Source organism: Streptomyces sp. XH2, assembly GCF_049725035.1.
GTDB lineage: Bacteria > Actinomycetota > Actinomycetes > Streptomycetales > Streptomycetaceae > Streptomyces > Streptomyces roseoverticillatus.
Window position 1 is genome coordinate 36,995 of sequence record NZ_JBMMMZ010000011.1, and the last position, 20,096, is coordinate 57,090.

The following is a 20,096-nucleotide window of genomic DNA, read 5'->3' on the forward strand; positions in this document are numbered from 1 at the left end:
TCTCTCAACCGAGCTCGGGGGCAAGGAAGTTCATGGCCGCCCGCAGGTAGGCGATGTCCACGGGGGCGGGCCCGGCCAGGCCGGGCAGGACCTCGTGCAGCGGCGTGTGGTCGTCGGTCCGGCTGCGCCAGTCGCGCCGGAGGAAGTTCGCCAGCATCGGGTTGATCTGCTGCTCGATGAGGTTGGGGCGGTCGACCGCGGGCCGCAGCACCAGCTCGACGCCGGGGACGAGTTCGTTCACCGCGGCGACCAGCAGCGGCGCGGGCGTCTCCACGGGATGGACCAGGTGGTACGTGGAGACGCCCGGTCGGTGCGGCAGGGCGGCGAGGCGCAGTGCGGCGTCGACGGCGTACTCGACCGGAACGATGTTCATGTGGGCCGCCGGGTCGCCCAGGAGACGCAGGCGGACGCGGGGCAGCCCGGGACGCCGGTGCAGGATGCCGCGCCGCAGCAGCGGCGGAGCCTGGCCGATGAGCTCGGCCAGGCCGGTGCCGAGCGTCGAGAAGGGCTGCTGGGCGGCGTCCGGGGGCAGGGGCCGGTCGGTGGCCAGGAGGCTGGGGCGCAGGATCAGCGCGGGCCGCTGCCGGCTCGCGGCCCAGTCCCGTACGACGGCCTCGGCCCGCCGCTTGGTCCTCTCGTAGCCGGTGACCGCTTCGAGGGCGGAGGGCACGGGTGCGGGCCGGCCGTTCGCGGACCCGGCGTCCGGGCCGGCCGCCACGTAGGCGGTGCTGAAGTACAGCAGCGGTACGTGGGCGGGGGAGCGGTCGGCGAGTTCGGTGAGCCGGTGGGTGCCGCCGACGTTGACGGGGGCGAGGGTGTCCTCGGTGTCGATCAGCGAGAGGGCGGCGGCGCAGTGCCAGACCGCTTCGGCCTCCTCGGCGAGCCGGTCGTGGTCCACGGGCTTCAGACCCAGCCCAGGCCTGGTGAGGTCGGCGGGCACGGCCGTCAGCCGCCCGCGCGCGTCGGCGAGTTCGCCGTCTTTGGCACCGCAGGCGCGCAGCGCCGTCTCAAGCCGGGCGGCCAGGGGCTGCCCGGCGGCGTCGCGGCCGAGGGCGGCCACGGTCCGGCCGCCGGCCAGGAGGGCGCGCAGCAGCCGGGAGCCGAGGAAGCCCGTGGCGCCGGTGAGGACGACGGTCACGCCCCACCTGCTTTCCGGGCGCCGGGCAGGGCGGGAAGCCTGCCCGGGAGCGTGCCCGGCAGGGCGGGCAGCCCCTCCGGCAGGGTGCCGGTGCGGGCCTGCTTGAGGAGGTGGGGCAGGACCGTCTCGGTGATGCCGTGGATGGAGCCGTCGGAATGCAGCAGCTCCATGACCGGCACCTCCTGGTTGAGCTGCTTGCGGAACTTGGCGAGCATCTCCATGCCCATGAGCGAGTCCATGCCGAACTGCTGCAGCGGCCGGTGCCGGTCGACCTCTTCCGGGAGCATGTGCAGGGTGTCGGCGACCATGGACGTGATGAGGTCCTCGACGATGACGAAGGCCTCGTCGGGGCTCGCGGCGGCGAGCTGCTCGAGGAGCTCTTCCAGGTGCCAGGTGGTGCCTTCGACCGTGGTGGGCAGGAGGGCGGCGAAACGGGGACCGGCCGTGGACGGGGCGAGCACGGTGAGCCGGCCCCAGTCGAGGCGGGCGAACGCGGCATGTTCCGCTTCCCTGCCGAGCAGACGCTCCAGTGCGGACAGGGCGTCCACCGGATCGACGGGGAGGACGCCCATGGCGCTCAGCACAGGGGTCAGCTCGTTGCGGGCGACGTAACCGACGCGGCCGACGGCGCCCCAGGCCACGGCCAGGCCGGGGCGGCCGGCCGCCCGCCGCGCCCGGACGAGCGCCTCCATGGCGAGGTTGGCCGCCACGTAGGGGGCCTGGTGCGGTGTGCCCAGAGCCGACGCGGCCGAGGAGTAGATGACGAAGTCCGCCTGCGGACACAGCTCGTCCAGCAGGAGGGCTCCCGTCCACTTCGGGGCGAGGACGGAGCGGAGCCGTTCGTCGGTGAGCTCCGTGAGCGCGTCGTCGTCGAGGTGCATGGCGGCGTGCACGACGCCCCGGACGGGACGGCCCTCCGCCCCAAGGCCCGCCAGCAGACGGCGCACCGCCTCCGCGTCGCTGATGTCGGCGGCGTGTGCCCGCACGTCGACCCCCTGGGCACGCAGCCGGGCGAGCAACTCTCCGGCCTCGGGCGCCTCCTCGCCCCGGCGGCTCACGAGGTCCAGCCGGCGGACCCCGCGCGCGGCGAGCCACCGTGCGGTCTCCGCGCCGAAGCCGCCCAGGCCCCCGGTGACGAGCCAGGTGCCGTCGGCGGCGGGCCGCCGGGGGCGAGGGGCGCGGTGGACGGGCACCGGCTCGTCGAAGGTGATCACGAGCTTGCCCATGTGCTTGGAGTGCTGCAGGAGCCGGAACGCCTCCTCGACGCGGTGGGCGGGGTAGGCCACGTGGGGCAGGGGCAGGTAGTCGCCGGAGCGGATGCGGGCGAGGACCTCGTCGAACACCGCCTCGGCGTGACCGGGCGCCTGCCAGACCAGGCTGGCGGCGTCCACGACGAAGTGCGCGGCATTGTCCGCCAGCGCCTTCTGCAGCATGCGCTGGTTGCCGAGGACGTCGCGCTTGCCGAGCTCGACGAACCGCCCGCAGGGGGCCAGGAGTTCGCGGGTGCGGGCCGCCGCCTCGCCGCTGAGCGAGTTGAGCACGACGTCGACGCCCCGGCCGCCGGTGTGCTCGCGGATCGCGTCGGCGAAGGCGTGGGTGCGCGAGTCCAGCGCCAGCTCGGCCCCGAGGGCGAGCGCCAGATCCCGCTTGGCGGGGCTGCCCGCCGTCGAGATGACCCGCGCGCCGACGAGGTCGGCGTACTGGGCCGCGGCCAGGCCGACGCCTCCGGCGGCGCCGTGGACGAGGAGCGTCTCGCCCGGCCGGAGGCGGGCAAGGTGCTTGAGACTGTGCTGGACGGTGAAGAACACCGCCGGCAGGGTCGCCGCCTCCGCGAAGGTCATGCCGTCGGGGACCGGGCGCAGTGCGGCGGCCGGGATCCGTACGTGCGAGGCGAAGGCCCCCGGGAACAGGCCGAACACCCGGTCGCCCACGGCCGTTTCCGTGACGCCTTCGCCGACCGCGGCGACGACCCCGGCCCCCTCCAGCCCCAGGTAGTCCTCCGAGGAGACGCCGTCCTCGGCCACGGGTGGCAACAGCCCCGTCGCGACCATCACGTCGCGGTAGTTGAGCGCGGCCGCGCGCACCGCGACCACCACGTCGCCCGGCCCGGGGTCCGCGACGGACGTCTCGGTCCACCGCAGCCCGTAGGCCAGCCCTTGGTCCCGCACCTGCAGCCGGTAGCGGATCCCGCCGTCCGGTGCGGCCGGCTCCGTGACCGGTGCGGCGCGCTCGAAGCGGTGGATGAACCGGCCGCCCCTGGTCAGGGCGACCTCGTCCTCCTCCTGCTCGCCCTCGGGCGCGGCGGCGAGGAGCTCGCGGGCCAGCCGCGCCGCGTCCTCGGCCGGGTCGGTCCCGCGGTCGAGGGAGATCCGCCGTGCCGTCGTCGCGGATTCGTTGGCCAGCGTACGGGCCGTGCCCCAGGCGGCGGCCTGGCCGGGGAAGGCGGGCCTCTCCGGCGCGGGCAGAGCACCGCTGGGGTGGGTGACCAGGACGAAGGGGCCGCTCGCCGGGCCCTGCAGCGCCCGCTTCGCCAGGGCCAGGTCCCGCAGCGCGGCGGCCCGGCGCACGGCCGTCTCCGTGCCGGCGACGGGGTCGCCCTCGGCGGCCCGGTCCGGGGCGGAGCTCAGCAGGAGGACCACTGTTGCGGACGGCGTCTGTCCGAGGACGTCCTGCCACGCTCCGGGGCTCTCCGGCAGCGGCACGACCGGCCCTGCCGCACAGCCCGCGGCGGCCAGCTCCGCGGCCACCTGCTCGCCCAGGGCCCGCTCCGCGTCGTCCTCGGTGACGAGGAGCCAGGACTCCCGGGCGGGCGGCCCGGTGGTGACGGCGGGCGGCACGCCGTTCTCCGCCGGGGTACGGGCGAGGAGGACGGAGAAGTGCTCGTTCGCGGGTGCGCTCGCAGCTCCCGTCTGAACCACGTCCTGGAAGCCGCTGCCGGCCAGCAGGTCCGGCCACTGCTCGCGGGGCAGCACGATGTGCTCGGCTCGCAGCTCCGGATCGCGCGTCTCCCAGAATTCCTCCAGGGTGGCGAACAGCAGTGCCACGACCTCCGGGTCGTGCAGCTCCAGCGCCAGCAGATGGCCGCCCGGGGCGGTCAGCCGCGCGAGTCGCCGCAGCGCCGCCCGCAGGTCGGCGGCCGTGTGCAGGGCGAACCCTGCGACGACGACGTCGAAGGAGCCCGCGGCGAACCCCTGCTCCTCCGGGTCGGTGTCCAGGTCGAGGACGCGGTACGTCACACAGGGGTGGTCGCCGAACCGTGCCTGGGCCGGAGGGAAGAACGCGGCGGAGACGTCGCTGAACACGTACTGGGCGCGGTCGTCCAGCAGCGGGACGAGGTGCGCGGACAGGCCGCCGGTGCCCGCGCCCACCTCCAGGACGCGCAGCGGCCGGTCGGCGGGCCAGGCGCGGATCAGCGCGCCCAGCAGCTCGGCGGCCATGCGGTTGTGGAGCGCGCACGGAGGGTTGACGTCGTAGTACTGCTGGACCAGCTCCGGGCCGCTGTCCTGGAACAGCAGCTCCAGCGGGTCCAGCCGCCCGCACAGGAGATCCGGCAGGCGGGTGGCGAAGCGCATGCTGAGGGCGCACGCGGGGAGGTAGTCGGTGAGCCCGGACAGCTCGCGCAAGCCGGGCACCTGCCCGGTGCCCAGCAAGCGCCAGCCCTCGCCTTCCCGGGCCAGCAGCCCCTCCTTCTCCGCCGTGCGTGCCAGCAGCCCCACGAGCTTCTCGTGCCGCGGCAGCACACCGGCCGCCAGGAGCTCACCGGACGTGAAGACGTCCTGTTCCGGGAGCAGTGCCGCGAAGGCCCGGGCCGCACCGGCCCCGGTGAGCTGCCGCAGATAGGCATGGGCCTTCCCGTACTGCTCGATCGACGGCCACTTCCGCAGCCGCTCCAGCCCCGCTGCCGCTGCCGCGGCCACCTCGCCCGGCGACGGCGGCACCCACGCCGGCACCGGCTGCCCCGGCAGCGGCGCGGCGCGCAGCACCGAGACGTACTCCTCGCCGCGGTCCCCGGTGGGGAGAGACACCCGCTGCAGCCGGCAGCCGGTGAGCTCCACCGCCACCTCGCCGTCCTCGCCGGCGACCGTGATGTCCCAGACGGCCTCGCGCGAGCTGAGGGAGCGCTCCCGCACGTGCACCAGCCCTTCCGCGGGCGGCCGCGCCCAGACGCGGACCCCGTCGACCGCCGACGGCAGGAATCCGGTTTCGGCGTCCGCCAGCAGCGGCGCCCCCGCCTGCAACGCCCCGTCGAGCAGCGCCGGATGGACCACGTACCCGCCGTAGCCGTCGTCCGGCGGGTCGCAGTGGTACGCGGCGAGGACCTCGCCGGGGCCGGTGTGCAGCTCGCGCAGCACCTGGAAGGCGGGGCCGTAAGCCAGACCCGCCGCGGCGACCGCGGCGTAGTGCTCCTCGCCGGTCAGCCGGCCGGTCATCCGCTCGCGCACCTCCGCCATGTCCACCGGGCCGGGTGGCGCGGCTGCCGGACGCCGGACCCGGCCGCGGGCGTGCAGCCGCCAGCCGCCCGTGTCGCCCGTGCGGCTGGCGACGCGCACGATGCCGTCCTCGTCCGACAGCGACGTCTGCAGGCGGACGTCCATCGCCGCGTCCCAGGTCAGCGGCAGCGCGCGGGTGATCTCCAGGTCGCCGAGCTCGGCCGCGCCGCCGAACGCCTCCCGCCCGGCCGCCAGCGCCAGCTCCACGAACCCCGTGGCCGGCATCACGACGGACCCGGCCACGCGGTGGTCGGCCAGCCACGGCGTGCGGGTGCGCTCCACCGCGGTGTGCCACGTGGGCTCCAGCACGGGCGCGCGCTCGCCCAGCAGCGGGTGCACCAGCACCCCGTCGCCGCTGGTGCGCAGCCAGTGCTCCGGAGTGCCGTGCCAGTACGGCTCGCGCTGCCACGGGTAGGACGGCAGCGCGGCGACCTCGCCGGGCTGCGGGAACCAGCGGTCCGTGCCCCTCGCGTCCCCCGCCGCCAGCAGCCGCAGGGCGGCCCGCCGCACGGCCGCGCCGTCGCACCGCTCCCGGCTCACGGGGGAGACGACGGGGAACGCGCCGCCCGGGGCGTCGGAGGCGATACGGTTCAGCGCGCCGGCCAGGCCCGGGTGCGGGGCGATCTCCACCGCCGCCGTAAGCCCCGCCCCGGCCGCCTTCGCCACCGCGTCCGCGAACCGCACCGGCCGGCGGGCGTTGTGCCACCAGTACGCGGCGTCCAGCTGCCCCGCGCCGACGCGCTCGCCCGTCACCGTGGAGTACATCGGCAGCCGCGGCTCGCGGGCGACGAGACCGGCCAGGCCCGCCCGCAGCGGCCCCTCGACCGGGTCCATCGCCGCGCTGTGGAAGCCGTGGTCCACGGCGAGCTCGCGGAACGGCACGTCCCGGGCGGCCAGCTCCCGGCCCAGCTCCCGCAGCGCGGCCGGCTCCCCGGACACCGTCACGTCCCGGGAGCTGTTCACCGCCGCGATCTCCAGCCGCCCGCCGTGCCCGGCGATCGCCTCCGCCGCCTCCTGCTCGCTCAGCCCGACCGCGGCCATCCGCCCCGTCCCGGCCGTCCCCGCCTGCGCCCGGCTGCGCTCGGCGATCACGCGCGCCGCGTCCGCCAGGTCCAGTGCCCCGCAGACGTACGCCGCCGCGACCTCGCCGACGCTGTGCCCCAGCACGGCGGCGGGGACGGCTCCGTACTCTCCCAGCAGTGCGACGAGTCCCACTTGGAAGGCGAACAGCGCGGGCTGGGCGAAGGCGGTGTCGGTCATGCGCTCGGCGTGGTCGGACCCGGACCCGGACCCGGCCCCGCGGCCCGGGTCGGCCGCGCCGGGCGCTGTCATGGCGCCTGCGGCCGCTCCGGGCGTGCCGCCCGCGTCGCCGGCCCGGCCGGGCGCGCCCGCCGCGTCCCCCGCCGCCAGCAGCTCCGCCACCGACCAGCCCAGCAGCGGCTCCAGATGGCGGTCCGCCTCCTCGACCGCCGTGCGGAACGCGGGCTCCTGCGCCATCAGGGCCGCGCCCATGCCCGCCCACTGCGTGCCGTTGCCGCAGAAGACGAAGGCCACGCCGCCCGCCGGCGGGCGCTCGGCGTGCACCGAGACCGCCGCCAGCGCGTTCTCGTCCTCCGCGAGGGCCGTCAGCTGCGCCGCCGCGTCCTTGGGGCCGTCGGCCAGGACGGCCGCGCGGTACGGGTGCCGCGTCCGCCGGCGGGAGGCGGTCCAGCACACGTCGTAGAACTCCCGGCCACCGGCGCCGCCGACGCGCTCCGCCACCGCGCGGGCCGCCTCCGCCAGCGCCGTGCGCGTGCGGGCGGACACGACCAGCGGCAGGGGCCCCTCCGGCGCCGGCGGCGCGGACCGCTGGCGCGGCGGCGCCGCGCCCAGCACCACGTGCGCGTTCGCACCGCCGAAGCCGAAGCTGTTCACCCCCACCACACCGCCGTCACCGCAGGCCGCCACGGGCCGCATGCTGCCGACCGGGCAGAGGTTCAGCCCGGCGAAGTCGATCTGCGGGTTGAGGGGCAGGCCGTGCAGCGAGGCCGGGATCCGGCCGTGCCGCAGCACCAGCATCCCCTTGAACAGCCCCGCCATCCCCGAAGCGGGCTCCGCGTGCCCCACGTTGGTCTTCACCGACCCGATGGGCAGTGGCCCGTTCGTCCGCCGCAGGCCCAGCGCCTCGCCGACCGCCCGGCACTCCAGGGGGTCTCCCACGGGCGTGCCCGTGCCGTGCGCCTCGAAGTAGAGCACCTGGTCGGGGCCGGTCCCGGCCCGCTCGTACACCTCGTGCAGCAGGCTCTGCTGCATTTCCGTGCTCGGCACGGTCATCCCGGAGGTGTTGCCGTCGCAGTTGGCGCCGCTGGCCGCGATGACCGCCTGCACGCGGTCCCCGTCCGCCAGCGCGTCGGAGAGGCGCTTGAGCACCACCATCCCGCCGCCCTCGGCCCGGACGTAGCCGTCGGCCCCGGCGGAGAACGTCGCGCAGCGCCCCCGCGGCGAGAGCATCAGGGCGCGCGAGAAGCCGATGAAGTGGTACGGGCTGAGGAGCAGGTTCGCGCCGCCCGCGAGGGCGACCCGGCTGCGGCCCGAGCGCAGCGTCTCGCACGCCTGGTGCACGGCGATGAGCGAGGAGGAGCAGGCGGTGTCCACCGCGAGGCTGGGGCCCCGCAGGTCGAAGACGTAACTGAGCCGGTTGGCCGCGATCGACAGCGCGGAGCCGCTCATCGCGTACGCGGTGATCTCCTCGGTGCGGGCCATCTGCAGGGCGCCATAGGACATGTCGCTGATCCCGACGAAGACGGCCGTGTCCGAGCCGGCGAGGCCCGCCGCGTCGATGGCCGCGTCGTCGAGCGCCTCGGCCGTCATCTCCAGCAGCATCCGCTGCTGCGGGTCCATGTGCGCGGCCTCGCGCGGCGAGATGCCGAAGTACTCGGGGTCGAAGCCGGAGACGTCCCCGAGATAGCCGCCGGCCATGGTGTAGGCCTTGCCGGGCCGCTCCGGGTCGGGGTCGAGGAAGCGGGCCGGGTCCACCCGGCCCTCCGGCGGGCCCGCGCTGATCAGGTCTCTCTCCTCGGCGAGGGCCGTCCACAGGCCGCCGAGGCCGGTGATGCCGCCGGGGAGCCGGCAGGCCGTGCCCACGACGGCGACGGGTTCGTGCGGGGCGGCGGACGACGCTGTGAGGGGCTCCATGGGTCAGGCATTTCCGGAGCCCCCGCGAATAGTGAACCACCCGCCGGATTCACTCATTTGAGAGGTGGAGCCGTGCCCCAAACCGGTGCGGCGGAGCGGCCGGGTCCGGCTTCCGCGCCGCGCACGCCCGCGCCGTACCGCCGCCGGTGCCCGGCATGCCCCGTTGTAAAGTGCGGGGACAGCCCTTGACCTGCAGGAGCAGGCAGGGAGCCGACACATCAGGAGTTCTCCATGTTCCGCACCATGCTCAAGTCCAAGATCCACCGCGCGACCGTCACCGGGGCCGACCTCAACTACATCGGCTCGCTGACCCTCGACCCCGTGCTGATGGAGCAGGCAGACCTGCTGCCCGGCGAGCAGGTCCACATCGTCGACGTCAACAACGGCTCCCGGCTGGAGACCTACGTCATCGAGGGCGAGCGCGGCTCGGGCGTGGTCTGCATCAACGGCGCCGCGGCCCGGCTCGTGGCCCCCGGCGACATCGTGATCATCATCGCCTACGCGTCGGTCACGGACGACGAGGCCCGTGCCCTCAAGCCGCGCGTGGTCTTCGTCGACGGCGAGAACAAGGCGGTCAGCGTCGGCGACGACCCGTCGGTCTGATCCGCCGCACCCGACCCGCCGCGCCCGGGGCCGCCGTTGTCCGTGAGGGCGATGGGGGCGCCCGGGCGTTTCGGTTCGTTCCGATGCACAAACGTTTCTTTTCTCTCTGCAACCGTACGAGCGTGTGGATCATCTGTACGGGCGTAGGAAGAAACGTACAGATAGCCAGAAAGGTCGTCTCGCCGTGCACCTCGGACCGGGTCGTCGCTCCGCCCTGTGGGCATCCGCCGCTCTCGTGGGCTCGCTGGTGCTCAGCGCCTGTTCGGGAGGGTCGGGCGCGGCCAGTACCGACGCGGGAGCCGAGCCGAAGATCACGGTCACGCCGGGGGACGGCAAGGACGTGAAGTTCGGCTCCCCGATATCCGTCCGCGCCGAGGGCGGCCGGCTGACGGAGGTCGAGGTCAAGGACGCCAAGGGCAACAAGGTCCCGGGCCGGATGGCCGAGGACGGCGCCACCTGGACCTCCGACGGCAAGGCCGGCCCGCAGACGACCTACACCGTGCGCTCCAAGGCCAAGGGCGGCAAGGAGGGCAAGGGCAAGGAGGCCGCCGCGAGCGCGACCTTCACCACGCAGGCGGCGGCCAGCGTCAACAAGCTCGCCAACACCCCCTCCGACGGGCAGACCGTGGGCACGGGCATGCCCGTCTCGATCCTCTTCGACCACGCCGTGGACAAGAGCAAGCGCGCCGAGATCGAGAAGTCCCTGACCGTCACCTCCGAGCCGAAGGTGGAGGGCGCCTGGGGCTGGGTGAAGGACTGGTCCGGCCAGGACCGCATCGACTGGCGGCCCAAGACCTCCTGGCCCAGCGGCACCAAGGTCGCCGTCAAGGGCCTGCTGGCCGGCGTCGACTCCGGCGAGGGCGGCGTGTTCGCGCGCAACTACGACTTCGGCTTCACCATAGGCGCCGACCACAAGGCCGTCATCGACGTCCCCTCGCACACCCTCACCATGTACGAGGACGGCAAGGCCGTCGGCACCATCAAGGGCTCCGCCGGCTCCCCGGTGGACCCGACCCGCGGCGGCATCCACACCGTCCGCAGCAAGAACGCCGACGAGGTCATGGACTCCTCCACCATCGGCCACGGCAACGAGTGGATGCTCGACGCGAAATGGGTCACCCACCTCACCGCCTCCGGCACCTTCCTGCACTCCGCGCCCTGGAACAACTCCATCGGCGTGGAGAACAACAGCCACGGCTGCTTCGGCATGACCACCGCCGACGCCAAGCGGGCCTACGACTTCCTCCCCATCGGCTCCACCGTCGAGGTCAAGAACACCACCAGCACCAAGGTCACCGACCCCGGCAACGGCCTGGAGGTCTGGCAGGAGACCTGGGAGCAGTGGCAGAAGCGCAGCGCCCTGAAGTGACGACGGGACGGCAGCGCCCTGAAGGGACAGCCCTGATGTGACGGCGCCGCTTTCCGGCCACCTCGTGAAGCTGTTCCGGCACCCTCGCCCTCGCGCCCCGCGAAGCCCTGCCCCGGGCTTGCGGGGCGCTTGGCGTGCGGACTAAGGCCCGTGGCCTATGCAGTGGGGAGCGAGTGCGCCCGACGGCCCCAATGCACCCACTCACGATATGGTTGTCGTTTTAATGGCTGTGCCAAGGGGGCAGCACTCTGCCATGCCCGGGCCGGGAACGCAGAGACGGAGAAGGCGTTCCGTGCAGGCAGGGGCAGGCACAGTGGAAGGATCGAGATCGGCTCAGCACGGCCCTGAAGGAGGCTGGCCTCGATGCCACAGGACATCGCCCTGGACATTCCTTTCCCCAAGCGGCTGAATCCCTACGTGGAGGTGGCACGGGCGCGCAACGAGCACTGGCTGGTATCCACCGGCCTGCTCAGCAGCCCGCACAACGTCGAGCGGTACCGGACCTGGCGGATCGAGCGGCTCGCCGCCGGCTTCCTGCCCGGAGCGAGCGTCAACGAGCTGACGTTCGGGCTCGCCGTACAGAGCTTCTTCTTCTTTTTCGACGACCTCTTCGACAGCGGCCTGGGCGAGGACCCCGCCGCCACCTACGAGATCTGCCACGAGATGGCGGCCCTCGCCCGCCAGGAGCCGGGCGCCACGGACGTCACCCCTTCCTTCCCGCTCGCGCGCGTCTGGACCGAGCTGTGGCAGCAGGCCCAGCTGGGCATGTCCGCGGCCTGGCGCGCCCGTTCCGTACGGCACTGGGAGGAGTACTTCCTCACCTACGTGTCGGAGGCCGTCAACCGCCGCAGCGGGACGGTCCTCGGCATGGACTCGTACATGAAGCTGCGCCGCCTCGGCATCGGCAGCGAGGTCGTCGTCGACGTCTCCGAGCGCTGCGGCCACTTCGAGGCGCCCCCCGAGATCCACCAGAGCATGGCCGTCCTGGAGGCCCGCGTCATCACGGCCGAGGTCGTCACCCTCACCAACGACCTGCACTCCCTGGAGAAGGACCTGGCCAACGGGGAGCTCAACAACGCCGTGCTGCTGCTCGGCATGGAGCACGGGTGCTCGCGCGCGGAGGCCATCGTCCACGTCCAGCGCATGATCCGCCGCCGCACCGCCCGCTTCCTGCAGCTGGAGGCCGAGGCCGACCGGCTCTGCGGCGTCTTCGGCCTCACCCCCGAACAGCGCGAGAACACCCGGCTCTTCCTCGACGCCAACCGCGCCTGCATGCGCGGCAATCTGGACTGGAGCAACGAAACCGGCCGCTACAGCGAGCTCGGCGTCCTGCACGTCAACCGCTCGCGCCGGATAGAGGACGTCGTCGCCCGCACCGCCGAGTGACGACCGCGGCGCACCGGCCGGGGGCTCGTCCCTTCGGCCGATGCGGCTCCGGCCGATCGGCCGAGGCGGCGGGGGAGCCGCGGGTGCTTGGCTGGAGCGATGCTCCACGTGCTCTACCTGACCGGGATCGCCGCCTTCGCGGCCAGCGGCGTGCTGGCCGCCCACCGTGCCCGGCTCGACCCCTTCGGCGGGCTGGTCCTCGCCTTCGCCGCCGCCATCTCCGGCGGCACCCTGCGCGACCTGATCCTCGGCCGCCACCCCCTGTACTGGACCCACGACTGGCTCCTCCTCACGGTCATCGCGGCCACGGCCGTGGCGACCATGGTCTTCCTGCGGTACCGCGAACTGCCGCACCGCTCCCTGATGACCGTCGACGCCGTCGGTCTCGCCGTCGTCACCGTGATCGGCGCGCGGGCCGCGACCGACGCCGGCGTCACCCCCTTCGCCGCCGTCATCCTCGCCGTGCTCACGGGCGTGACCGGCGAGGTGATCCGCGACGTGCTGTGCGGGGAGTTCCCGCCGCTGCTGCTGCGCGAGGAGGTCTATGCCACGGCGGCACTGCTCGGCGCGGTCTGCCACCTGGTCCTGGACCGCCTCGGCACCGGCCCGTCGACCGCCGCCGCCGTCGCGGCGTCCCTCGTCTTCGCGGTGCGGATGGGGGCCTTGCACTTCGGCCTCCACCTGCCCCGCCTCGCGCAGCGCCCACCCGCGTAGGGCGCCCGTCCGCGCGGATTCAGCGGCCGCCGTCCGGGCCCGGGGGCTCCAGGAGCGCCAGCTCCAGCAGCCACTCCACGACCTCGGTCCGGTGCCGCGCCTCGCGCGGATCCGCACCCCACACGTACAGGCCGTGCCCCGCCACGACCACCGCCGGCACGCCCGGCTCGCGGGCGGCCGCCAGCCGGTCGCCCAGCACCCGCATGTCCTGGCTGTTGGCGATCACCGGCAGGACCACGGCCGGGCCGTCGGCCGGCAGCCCGAGTCCCTTCAGCATCTCCAGGTCCCGCAGGGCGATGCCCGCCGGCCGGCGCCGGGCCATCGCCACCGACGCGACCGTGTGCACGTGGACGACCGCGCCCGCACCGGTCAGCCGCACCACCCGCGCGTGCAGCGCCGCCTCCGCCGACGGCCGGCCGCCCCGTACGGCCTTGCCGTCGCCGTCGACCAGCACCACGTCCGCCGCCGTGAGTTCGCCCTTGTCGACACCGCTCGCCGTGACCGCGAGCCGCAGCGGCTCCCGGGCGGTGACCACCGAAAGGTTTCCCGACGTGCCGCGCATCCAGCCGAACGACGCGAACCGCGCCGCCTCCGCGGCCAGCACCGCGGCCGCCTCCGCCGGGGCGTCCCCGCCGGCACCGGTCGTCACGGCCCGCTCCCCGACCGCGCGACCTCGATGCCCGCGAACGACCCGGCCTCCGGATGGCCGCCCGTGCCCTGGGCGTAGTACGGCTCGCCCGGGCGCCGCACGCCGGCCGTCAGCCAGCCCGCCGCCCGCGCCGCGTCCAGCTCCGCGGGCCGGTCCGACAGGAACAGCGTGCGGCCCGGCGGCGCGCCGATGGCCCGGCTGATCGCCGCGTACGAGCCCGGCGACTGCTTCGGCCCGGCGTTCTCCGTGTCGTACAACCCCTCGACCAGCGGCAGGAGATCGCCCTGCGCGCTGTGCCCGAACCACGCGCGCTGCGCCGCCACCGAACCGGACGAGTACACGTGCAGCCGCACCCCGCGCGCGTGCCACCGCCGCAGCGCCGGCACCACGTCCTCGTAGAAGTGCGCGACCAGCTCGCCGCGGGCGAACCCCTCCGACCACACGATGCCCTGCAGCGCCTTCAGCGGCGCGGCCTTGCGGTCCTCGTCCAGCCAGGCGTTGAGGACCTGCTCGATGCGCGGGGCGTCCGCGGCCGGCTCCCCGACCAGCGCACGGACCTGCTCGGCGGCGCGCCGGACCGCGGGCTCGCCGGCCCGCTCGGTCAGCAGCGACCCGAACCGGCGGCGCGAGTACGGGTAGAGGACGTCCACGACGAACTCCGTGGCGCTCGTCGTGCCCTCGATGTCGAGGACGACGCTGTCCGCGTCGAACCGCAGGCTCACGTCCACGGATCGTAGCCCGCAGGGGGCGGGGGCGCCCAGGACGGCGCGCCCCCGCCCCCGGCCTCACCTGCGCAGCACCTTGCGGGCGAGCAGGTTGCCGAGCAGCTGCGCCAGCTGCACCAGGACGATCAGGACCGCGACCGTCACCACCATCACCGAGGTGTCGAAGCGCAGATAGCCGTACGTCATCGCGAGGTTGCCGACCCCGCCGCCGCCGACCGTCCCGGCCACGGCGGAGAAGTCGATGAGCGCGACGAGCATGAACGTGAAGCCCAGGACCAGCGGCCCCAGGGCCTCGGGGACGAGCACCGTCAGGATGATCCGCAGGGGACCCGCCCCCATGGCGCGGGCCGCCTCGACGACCCCGGGCTCGACGGAGAGCAGGTTGCCCTCGACGATCCGGGCGACCCCGAACGTGGCCACCACCACCATCGGGAAGACCGCCGCCTCCGTGCCGATCATCGTGCCCACGACGCTGCGCGTCACCGGGGACAGCGCCACGATGGCGATGATGAAGGGGACCGGCCGCACGACGTTGATGAGCGCGTTGAGGACGGCGAAGACCGCGCGGTTCTGCAGGATGCCGCCCTTGCGGGTCGCGTACAGCGTGAGGCCCACGGCCATGCCGAGCACCGCCGACAGCGCCAGGGTGACCAGCACCATGTAGACCGTCTCGCCGGTGGCGTCGACGACCTTGACCCAGAAGTGGTTCCAGTCGACCTTCATCGTGCACCCGCCGTCGTACGATCGGGGCCGGACAGCCGGGCGACGACGGCGTCGACGTCCGCCTCGGCGCCGCGCAGTTCGAGGGTGACGCTGCCCAGGGGCCGGTCGTGGACGTCGCCCACGCCCGCGTGGGCGATCGTGAAGTCGACCGCGTGCTCGCGCAGCAGCCGCGACAGGCCGGTGGTGTCGCCGGTGACCGGGACCGTCACCAGCCGTCCGGCGTGCCGGGCCCGAAGCCGCTCCAGGGCCGCCCCCTCCGGCACGTCGTGCAGCGCGGAGCGCACGAACGCCTCGGTGACGGGGTGCTGCGGGCGGGAGAAGACGTCGTACACGTCGCCGCTCTCCACCACCGCCCCGCCGGCCATGACGGCCACCCGGTCGCAGAGGGTGCGGACCACCTCCATCTCATGGGTGATCAGGACGATCGTCACGCCCAGCTCGCGGTTGACGCGCCGGAGCAGGCCGAGGACCTCGCCGGTGGTCTGCGGGTCCAGGGCGGACGTGGCCTCGTCGCACAGCAGCACGCCGGGCGAGGTGGCCAGGGCCCGGGCGATGCCGACGCGCTGGCGCTGGCCCCCGGACAGCTGCTCGGGGTAGCGGCGGGCGTGCCCGTCGAGGCCCACGAACTTAAGGACCTCGGCCGCCCGTTCGCGGGCCGCGGCGCGGGAGGCCCCGGCGACCCGGAGCGGATAGGCCACGTTGCCCAGGACGGTGCGCGAGCGGAAGAGGTTGAACTGCTGGAAGACCATGCCGATGGACTGCCGTACGGCCCGCCGCCCGCGCTCGCCGAGGGCGCCCAGGTCCTGCCCGTCGACCAGGACCCGGCCGGAGGTGGGCGCCTCCAGGTGGTTGATCAGCCGGAGCAGGGTGCTCTTGCCCGCACCGCTGTGCCCGACGATGCCGTACACGCTGCCGCGCGGGACGTGCAGGGTCACGGCGTCCACGGCGCGGAACTCCCCGCCCTTGCCCTGCGGGAACGTCTTGGTGACGTCGTGCAGCTCGATCACCGTGATCAGCCCCGTCCCTGCGCGGTGAGCCGGCCGAGCTCCTCCGTCAGCTCGGCCTCCGGGATGTCCAGGGTGTAGCGGGCGCCGTTCGCCGACTTCTTCACCGCCTCCTGGACCTTGGGGGACCGGTAGATCCTGACGACCTCGCGCAGCTTCTCGTCGTCCTTGTCCTTCGCGCGCGCCGCGATGACGTTGACGTACGGGCGGGCCGCCGCGCCTTCGGGGTCGTCGTGGTAGATCGCCTGACTGACCTTGTACCCGGCCTGCTCGGCGACGCCGGCGTTGATGACGGAGGCGGCGGTGTCCTGGAGGCTGCGCGGGGTCTGCTGGGCGTCGACCGGGGTGATCTTCAGGTGGCGGGGGTTGGCGGTGATGTCCTCGGGCGTGCCGTAGATGCCCGCCTCGTCCCTGACCTCGATCAGCTTCGCCCGCTCCAGGAGCAGCAGGGCGCGGCCCTGGTTGGAGGGGTCGTTGGGGATGGCGACGCGGGCGCCGTCGGGGAGCTCGTCCGCCTTCTTGTGCTTGAGGGAGTAGAGGCCCATGGGGGCGACGGAGGTGGAGGTGACCGGCACGATGTCCGTGCGGTTCTGCGCGTTGAACTGACTGAGGAACGCCAGGTGCTGGAAGGCGTTGAGCTCGATGTCGCCGTCGGCGAGCGCCTTGTTGGGCAGCTGGTAGTCGTCGAAGGGGACGATCTTGACGTCGATGCCCTCCTTCTTCGCCTCCGCGGCGAGCACGTCCCACTCCGGGTCGGCTCCGCTGACCCCGATCCGCACCTGGTCGCCCCCGGCCGCGCCGGACAGGCCGCAGGCGGAGAGGGCGAGGGAAAGGGCGGCGGCCAGGGCGGCCGCCGCGGCGCGGCGGCGGGACACGAAGGTGTTCATCGGAAAGGCTCGTTCCAGGAGAAAGCGAAGGACTGTCACTGCGGACGGCAGGACTTTCCGGTGATCGTAAGAGCGAATCCGTGGAATTTCTGGAATGTGAAGGAGAGTTCGCGTTCCCGCAATGGAACGAAAAGAAATGGCAAGGGAAGATCACGTGGGGGGAGCGGCGCTGAAGAAGTCGACCAGCATCATGTCCCGTACGCCCGACGCGGCCCCCGGCGCCGGCCGGACCGGCGAGACGCCGTGCAGCAGGCGGCGGTCGTCGAGGACGATCGTCTCCAGCGGCGCCGTGAGCAGGGCCCGGTGCACCGGTCGGCGGCGCAGGTCGTACAGACAGGACTCCGCGCCCCGGACGTCCTCGCGCCGGATCAGCACCTGGGCCACGTAGCAGTGCCCGTCCCGGTGGATGCCCTCGGGCGCAGGGTGGCCCTCGGTGCGGGGCGTGGCCGTGACGCGTATCTGGTGCACGCCACAGGTGTCCATGCCGGCCCGCGGCCCGGGGAGATGGCGGCGGAGGGTGTGCACGAGGGTCCGCAGCACCGCGCCGCCGGCGACCGCACCGGCGAGCGGTGCGAACAGCCGCTCCACGCCACCGTGCACCTTGTTGACGGACTTGTCCTGGAAGAAGGCGGTGTGCGGCAGCCGCTCCAGCCGGTCCGCGTGGATCCGGAAGCGGCCGTAGCGGCGGAAGCGGTACGGCGTGTCGGTGCCGAGGTGGGCATCCGCCGGCAGGTCGTCCCACGAACCCGTGAACTCCTCGACGGCGCGCGCCGGGAGCGCGCCCAGGGCGGTCTGCAGCACTTCGGGGCCGAAGTGCGCGAACGGCGGGCTGGGGTTCATGGTGGTTCCTGCCTTCGTACGGGGATGAGCCTGCTCTCGACACTAGGCCGATTACCGGTTCAGCTGGCCGGAATGCATCGTTCGGCCGGGCATCCGCAAGCGTGTTCCCGTAGGGAGGGGCGGGGCGCGGTAAGGAGGCAGGGCGTTCCCGTGGGCGGCGCGACGGTCGCCGTCCAGGCGGCGGAGGCCGGCCGTGCGGTCGCTCAGGGCAGCCGGACGACCTGGGCGCCCCAGGTGAGCCCCGCGCCGAAGCCGAGGAGGAGGGCGAGCCCGCCGCTGCCGACGCCCAGCTCCTTGAGGCGGGCCACGGCGAGCGGCACCGAGGCGGCGGAGGTGTTGCCGCTGTGCACCACGTCGCGGGCCACCGTCACGTGATCGGGCAGGCCGAGCCGCTGGGTGACGGTCTCGATCATGCGCAGGTTCGCCTGGTGCGGGACGAAGGCGTCGAGGTCGCCGGCCGTGACCCCGGCGGCGTCCAGCGCCTCGCGGGCGACCGCCGGCATCTCCTCGATGGCCCAGCGGAACACCTCGGGCCCGGCCATCCGCATGACCGGCCACGCCCGGTCCGGGTCGTCCCGGAACGCGTCCCACGAGGCGTCGTGCGCGATGAGCCCGGCGCGGCTGCCGTCGGAGCCCCAGACGACGGGGCCGATCCCCTCGTCGTCCCGCGGGCCGACGATCACGGCGCCCGCCCCGTCCGCGAAGAGGATCGCCGCCGCCGGGTCGTCCGGCGCGACGATGTCCGTCATCTTGTCGGAGCCGACCACCAGGACGTAGCGCGCCGAGCCGTCGCGCACCATGGCCGAGGCGACGGCCAGGCCGTAACAGAATCCCGCGCAGGCGGCGTTGAGATCAAAAGCGGCGGCGCGGATTCCGAGCCGGCCGGCGATCTCCGCGGCACCGCCCGGGCTCTGCTGCAGGTGGGACATGGAGGCCAGGACGACCGCACCGATCCTTCCGGGGGCGATGCCCGCGTCGGCCGCGGCCTTCCGCGCGGCCTCCACCGCCATATCGATCACCGATTCGCCCGCGGCCGCATATCGGCGCTCGACGATGCCCGTCCGGCGTTCAATCCACTCGGCGGTGCGGCCGGTGCGGGCCGCGACTTCCGCATTGCCCACCACGCGGTGCGGGCGGTACGCGCCGATCCCCAGAATTCCCGTGCCGTCCACGGCGGTTCGCAGCGTCAATCCGCGCATACAGGCCCCCCCAAGCCACTTCTGAACGTGTCGGCGGCGAGACTATCTCCGGGTGGGTTGGACGACGCAACCCACTGCGGCGCAGAGTGTCAGTGTTGAACGTCACGCCGGGCCCATGATTCAAATCCATGGTGATGCGGGTCACAAAATTTTTCGCTTGCTTGGTGACGCACGGCCCTTCTACGGTCACCCATGTGATCCAACTCGGAACATTGAATGGCGTGTTGCCAGGAACCGAGCACCACCACACTAATCCGCACCTCATCCGCGACGATGCCGCCCTGCCGGCCATCGGGTCGGAGGGGGTATGACCAGCACTGCTTCACCGCTTTCCCCGGTGGCGCTCCTGGACGGGCCGACCGGCACCGGGATCGCCGCCGGAAGTCATCTGCACGGCTTCGGCGGCTTTCACGGCGGCCTGACGCTCGCGCTCATGGCTTCCGCCATGCAGGACGCCGCACAGAAGATCTCACCCGGCCTCCGGCTGCAGAGCGCAACGGCGCGTTTTCTGCGGCCGATCGGCGATGATTTCCGCCTGGAGACCTCGCTGATCCGCGCCGGGCGCACGCTCACTACGCTCGGTGCCGACGCGGTCACCGAGAAGGGTATTCACGTAGCAGGATCGGCCGTCTTCGGAAATCCGCAGCCGGCCGAATGGCAGACGTTCGCCCCGGCTGCTCCGAAGGCCCCGGCCCCGGAGGAGTGCGAGGTCTTCGTCATTCCGCCCGAGTTCGTCGCCATCTCCACCTACCTGGAGATCCGCCCGGTCGGTCCCAACCGGCCGTACGCGGGCGGCGCCGAGCCCGAACTGATCGCGTGGATCAGGATCACGGAGGACGAACGGCCTCCGGACGCGCTGCGATTCGTGTTCCTGATGGATTCACTCGCACCGTCCTACGCGGCGGTACTGTCGACGCTAGCGTTGGTGCCCACCGTGGAACTCACGGTGCGTACCAGCAGCAACCTCGCGCAGGCGTCCTCGCCGTGGATCCTGCTGCGCGCACGGACCCGCTCGGCCACCGCCGAGGGCTGGGTCGACGAGGAGATCGACGCCTGGGGCAGGGACGGCGCCCACCTGGGCTCCGCACAGCAGCTCCGCATCGTCCGTACCGGCTGACAAGGGCGACAGCCGCAGGTACGGAGCACACCATGACGCGGGCCGCGCACCGGTGAAGACACCGGTGTGCCGGCGGCC

General features: G+C 73.6%; 14 protein-coding genes. 5 read left to right on the forward strand and 9 right to left on the reverse strand.

The window, feature by feature from the left end:
• Positions 1-4: 4 nt before the first annotated feature.
• Both ACOTKD_RS22560 and ACOTKD_RS22565 read right to left on the reverse strand, forming a co-directional pair.
• Positions 5-1,138, reverse strand: a complete 1,134-nt coding sequence (locus ACOTKD_RS22560; protein ID WP_424890808.1) for an SDR family oxidoreductase — start codon at positions 1,136-1,138, stop codon at positions 5-7.
• Entirely contained in the window at positions 1,135-8,802 is a 7,668-nt protein-coding gene (locus tag ACOTKD_RS22565; protein ID WP_424890809.1) for an SDR family NAD(P)-dependent oxidoreductase, read from the reverse strand. The genes ACOTKD_RS22560 and ACOTKD_RS22565 overlap by 4 nt, the downstream gene beginning before the upstream one ends.
• 231 nt (positions 8,803-9,033) lie before the next feature.
• On the opposite strand from ACOTKD_RS22565, the gene panD reads away from it, so the two are divergent.
• From panD to ACOTKD_RS22585, 4 genes are all read left to right on the forward strand, one after another.
• Positions 9,034-9,405, forward strand: a complete 372-nt coding sequence (gene panD / locus ACOTKD_RS22570; RefSeq protein ID WP_106674189.1) for an aspartate 1-decarboxylase — start codon at positions 9,034-9,036, stop codon at positions 9,403-9,405.
• 184 nt (positions 9,406-9,589) lie between these two features.
• Positions 9,590-10,774 (forward strand): Ig-like domain-containing protein, encoded by a 1,185-nt coding sequence (locus tag ACOTKD_RS22575; protein WP_424890810.1) that lies wholly within the window; start codon positions 9,590-9,592, stop codon positions 10,772-10,774.
• 363 nt (positions 10,775-11,137) lie between these two features.
• A complete protein-coding gene (locus tag ACOTKD_RS22580) occupies positions 11,138-12,160 on the forward strand; it encodes a terpene synthase family protein (protein WP_424890811.1) in 1,023 nt (340 codons plus the stop codon).
• 87 nt (positions 12,161-12,247) lie between these two features.
• The gene (locus ACOTKD_RS22585; RefSeq protein WP_424890812.1) at positions 12,248-12,874 is read left to right on the forward strand and encodes a trimeric intracellular cation channel family protein; all 627 of its coding nucleotides are present in this window, start codon (positions 12,248-12,250) and stop codon (positions 12,872-12,874) included.
• A gap of 19 nt (positions 12,875-12,893) precedes the next feature.
• On the opposite strand, the gene mtnB is transcribed toward ACOTKD_RS22585, so the two are convergent.
• The 7 genes from mtnB to ACOTKD_RS22620 form a co-directional block, all read right to left on the reverse strand.
• Positions 12,894-13,523, reverse strand: coding sequence for a methylthioribulose 1-phosphate dehydratase (gene mtnB, locus ACOTKD_RS22590; RefSeq protein WP_424890813.1), 630 nt, complete (start codon positions 13,521-13,523; stop codon positions 12,894-12,896).
• On the reverse strand, positions 13,520-14,245 hold the full coding sequence (gene mtnC, locus ACOTKD_RS22595; protein ID WP_424890814.1) for an acireductone synthase: 726 nt from the start codon (positions 14,243-14,245) through the stop codon (positions 13,520-13,522). Before mtnC ends, mtnB begins: the two co-directional genes overlap by 4 nt.
• Before the next feature lie 63 nt (positions 14,246-14,308).
• Positions 14,309-14,971 carry a methionine ABC transporter permease gene (locus ACOTKD_RS22600; RefSeq protein ID WP_424890815.1) on the reverse strand — a complete coding sequence of 221 codons (663 nt, stop codon included), beginning with the start codon at positions 14,969-14,971 and terminating at the stop codon, positions 14,309-14,311.
• Complete coding sequence (locus ACOTKD_RS22605) at positions 14,968-15,978, reverse strand: methionine ABC transporter ATP-binding protein (protein WP_424890816.1); 1,011 nt, start codon at positions 15,976-15,978, stop codon at positions 14,968-14,970. The genes ACOTKD_RS22600 and ACOTKD_RS22605 overlap by 4 nt, the downstream gene beginning before the upstream one ends.
• A gap of 5 nt (positions 15,979-15,983) precedes the next feature.
• Positions 15,984-16,862 (reverse strand): MetQ/NlpA family ABC transporter substrate-binding protein, encoded by an 879-nt coding sequence (locus tag ACOTKD_RS22610; RefSeq protein ID WP_424890817.1) that lies wholly within the window; start codon positions 16,860-16,862, stop codon positions 15,984-15,986.
• Positions 16,863-17,012: 150 nt separating this feature from the next.
• On the reverse strand, positions 17,013-17,702 hold the full coding sequence (locus tag ACOTKD_RS22615; RefSeq protein ID WP_424890818.1) for a 2OG-Fe dioxygenase family protein: 690 nt from the start codon (positions 17,700-17,702) through the stop codon (positions 17,013-17,015).
• 203 nt (positions 17,703-17,905) lie between these two features.
• A complete protein-coding gene (locus tag ACOTKD_RS22620) occupies positions 17,906-18,892 on the reverse strand; it encodes a beta-ketoacyl-ACP synthase 3 (protein WP_424890819.1) in 987 nt (328 codons plus the stop codon).
• Between the two features lie 316 nt (positions 18,893-19,208).
• Here ACOTKD_RS22620 and ACOTKD_RS22625 point away from each other — a divergent pair, with 316 nt between their 5' ends.
• The gene (locus ACOTKD_RS22625; RefSeq protein WP_424890820.1) at positions 19,209-20,018 is read left to right on the forward strand and encodes a thioesterase family protein; all 810 of its coding nucleotides are present in this window, start codon (positions 19,209-19,211) and stop codon (positions 20,016-20,018) included.
• The last annotated feature ends 78 nt before the right edge of the window (positions 20,019-20,096 follow it).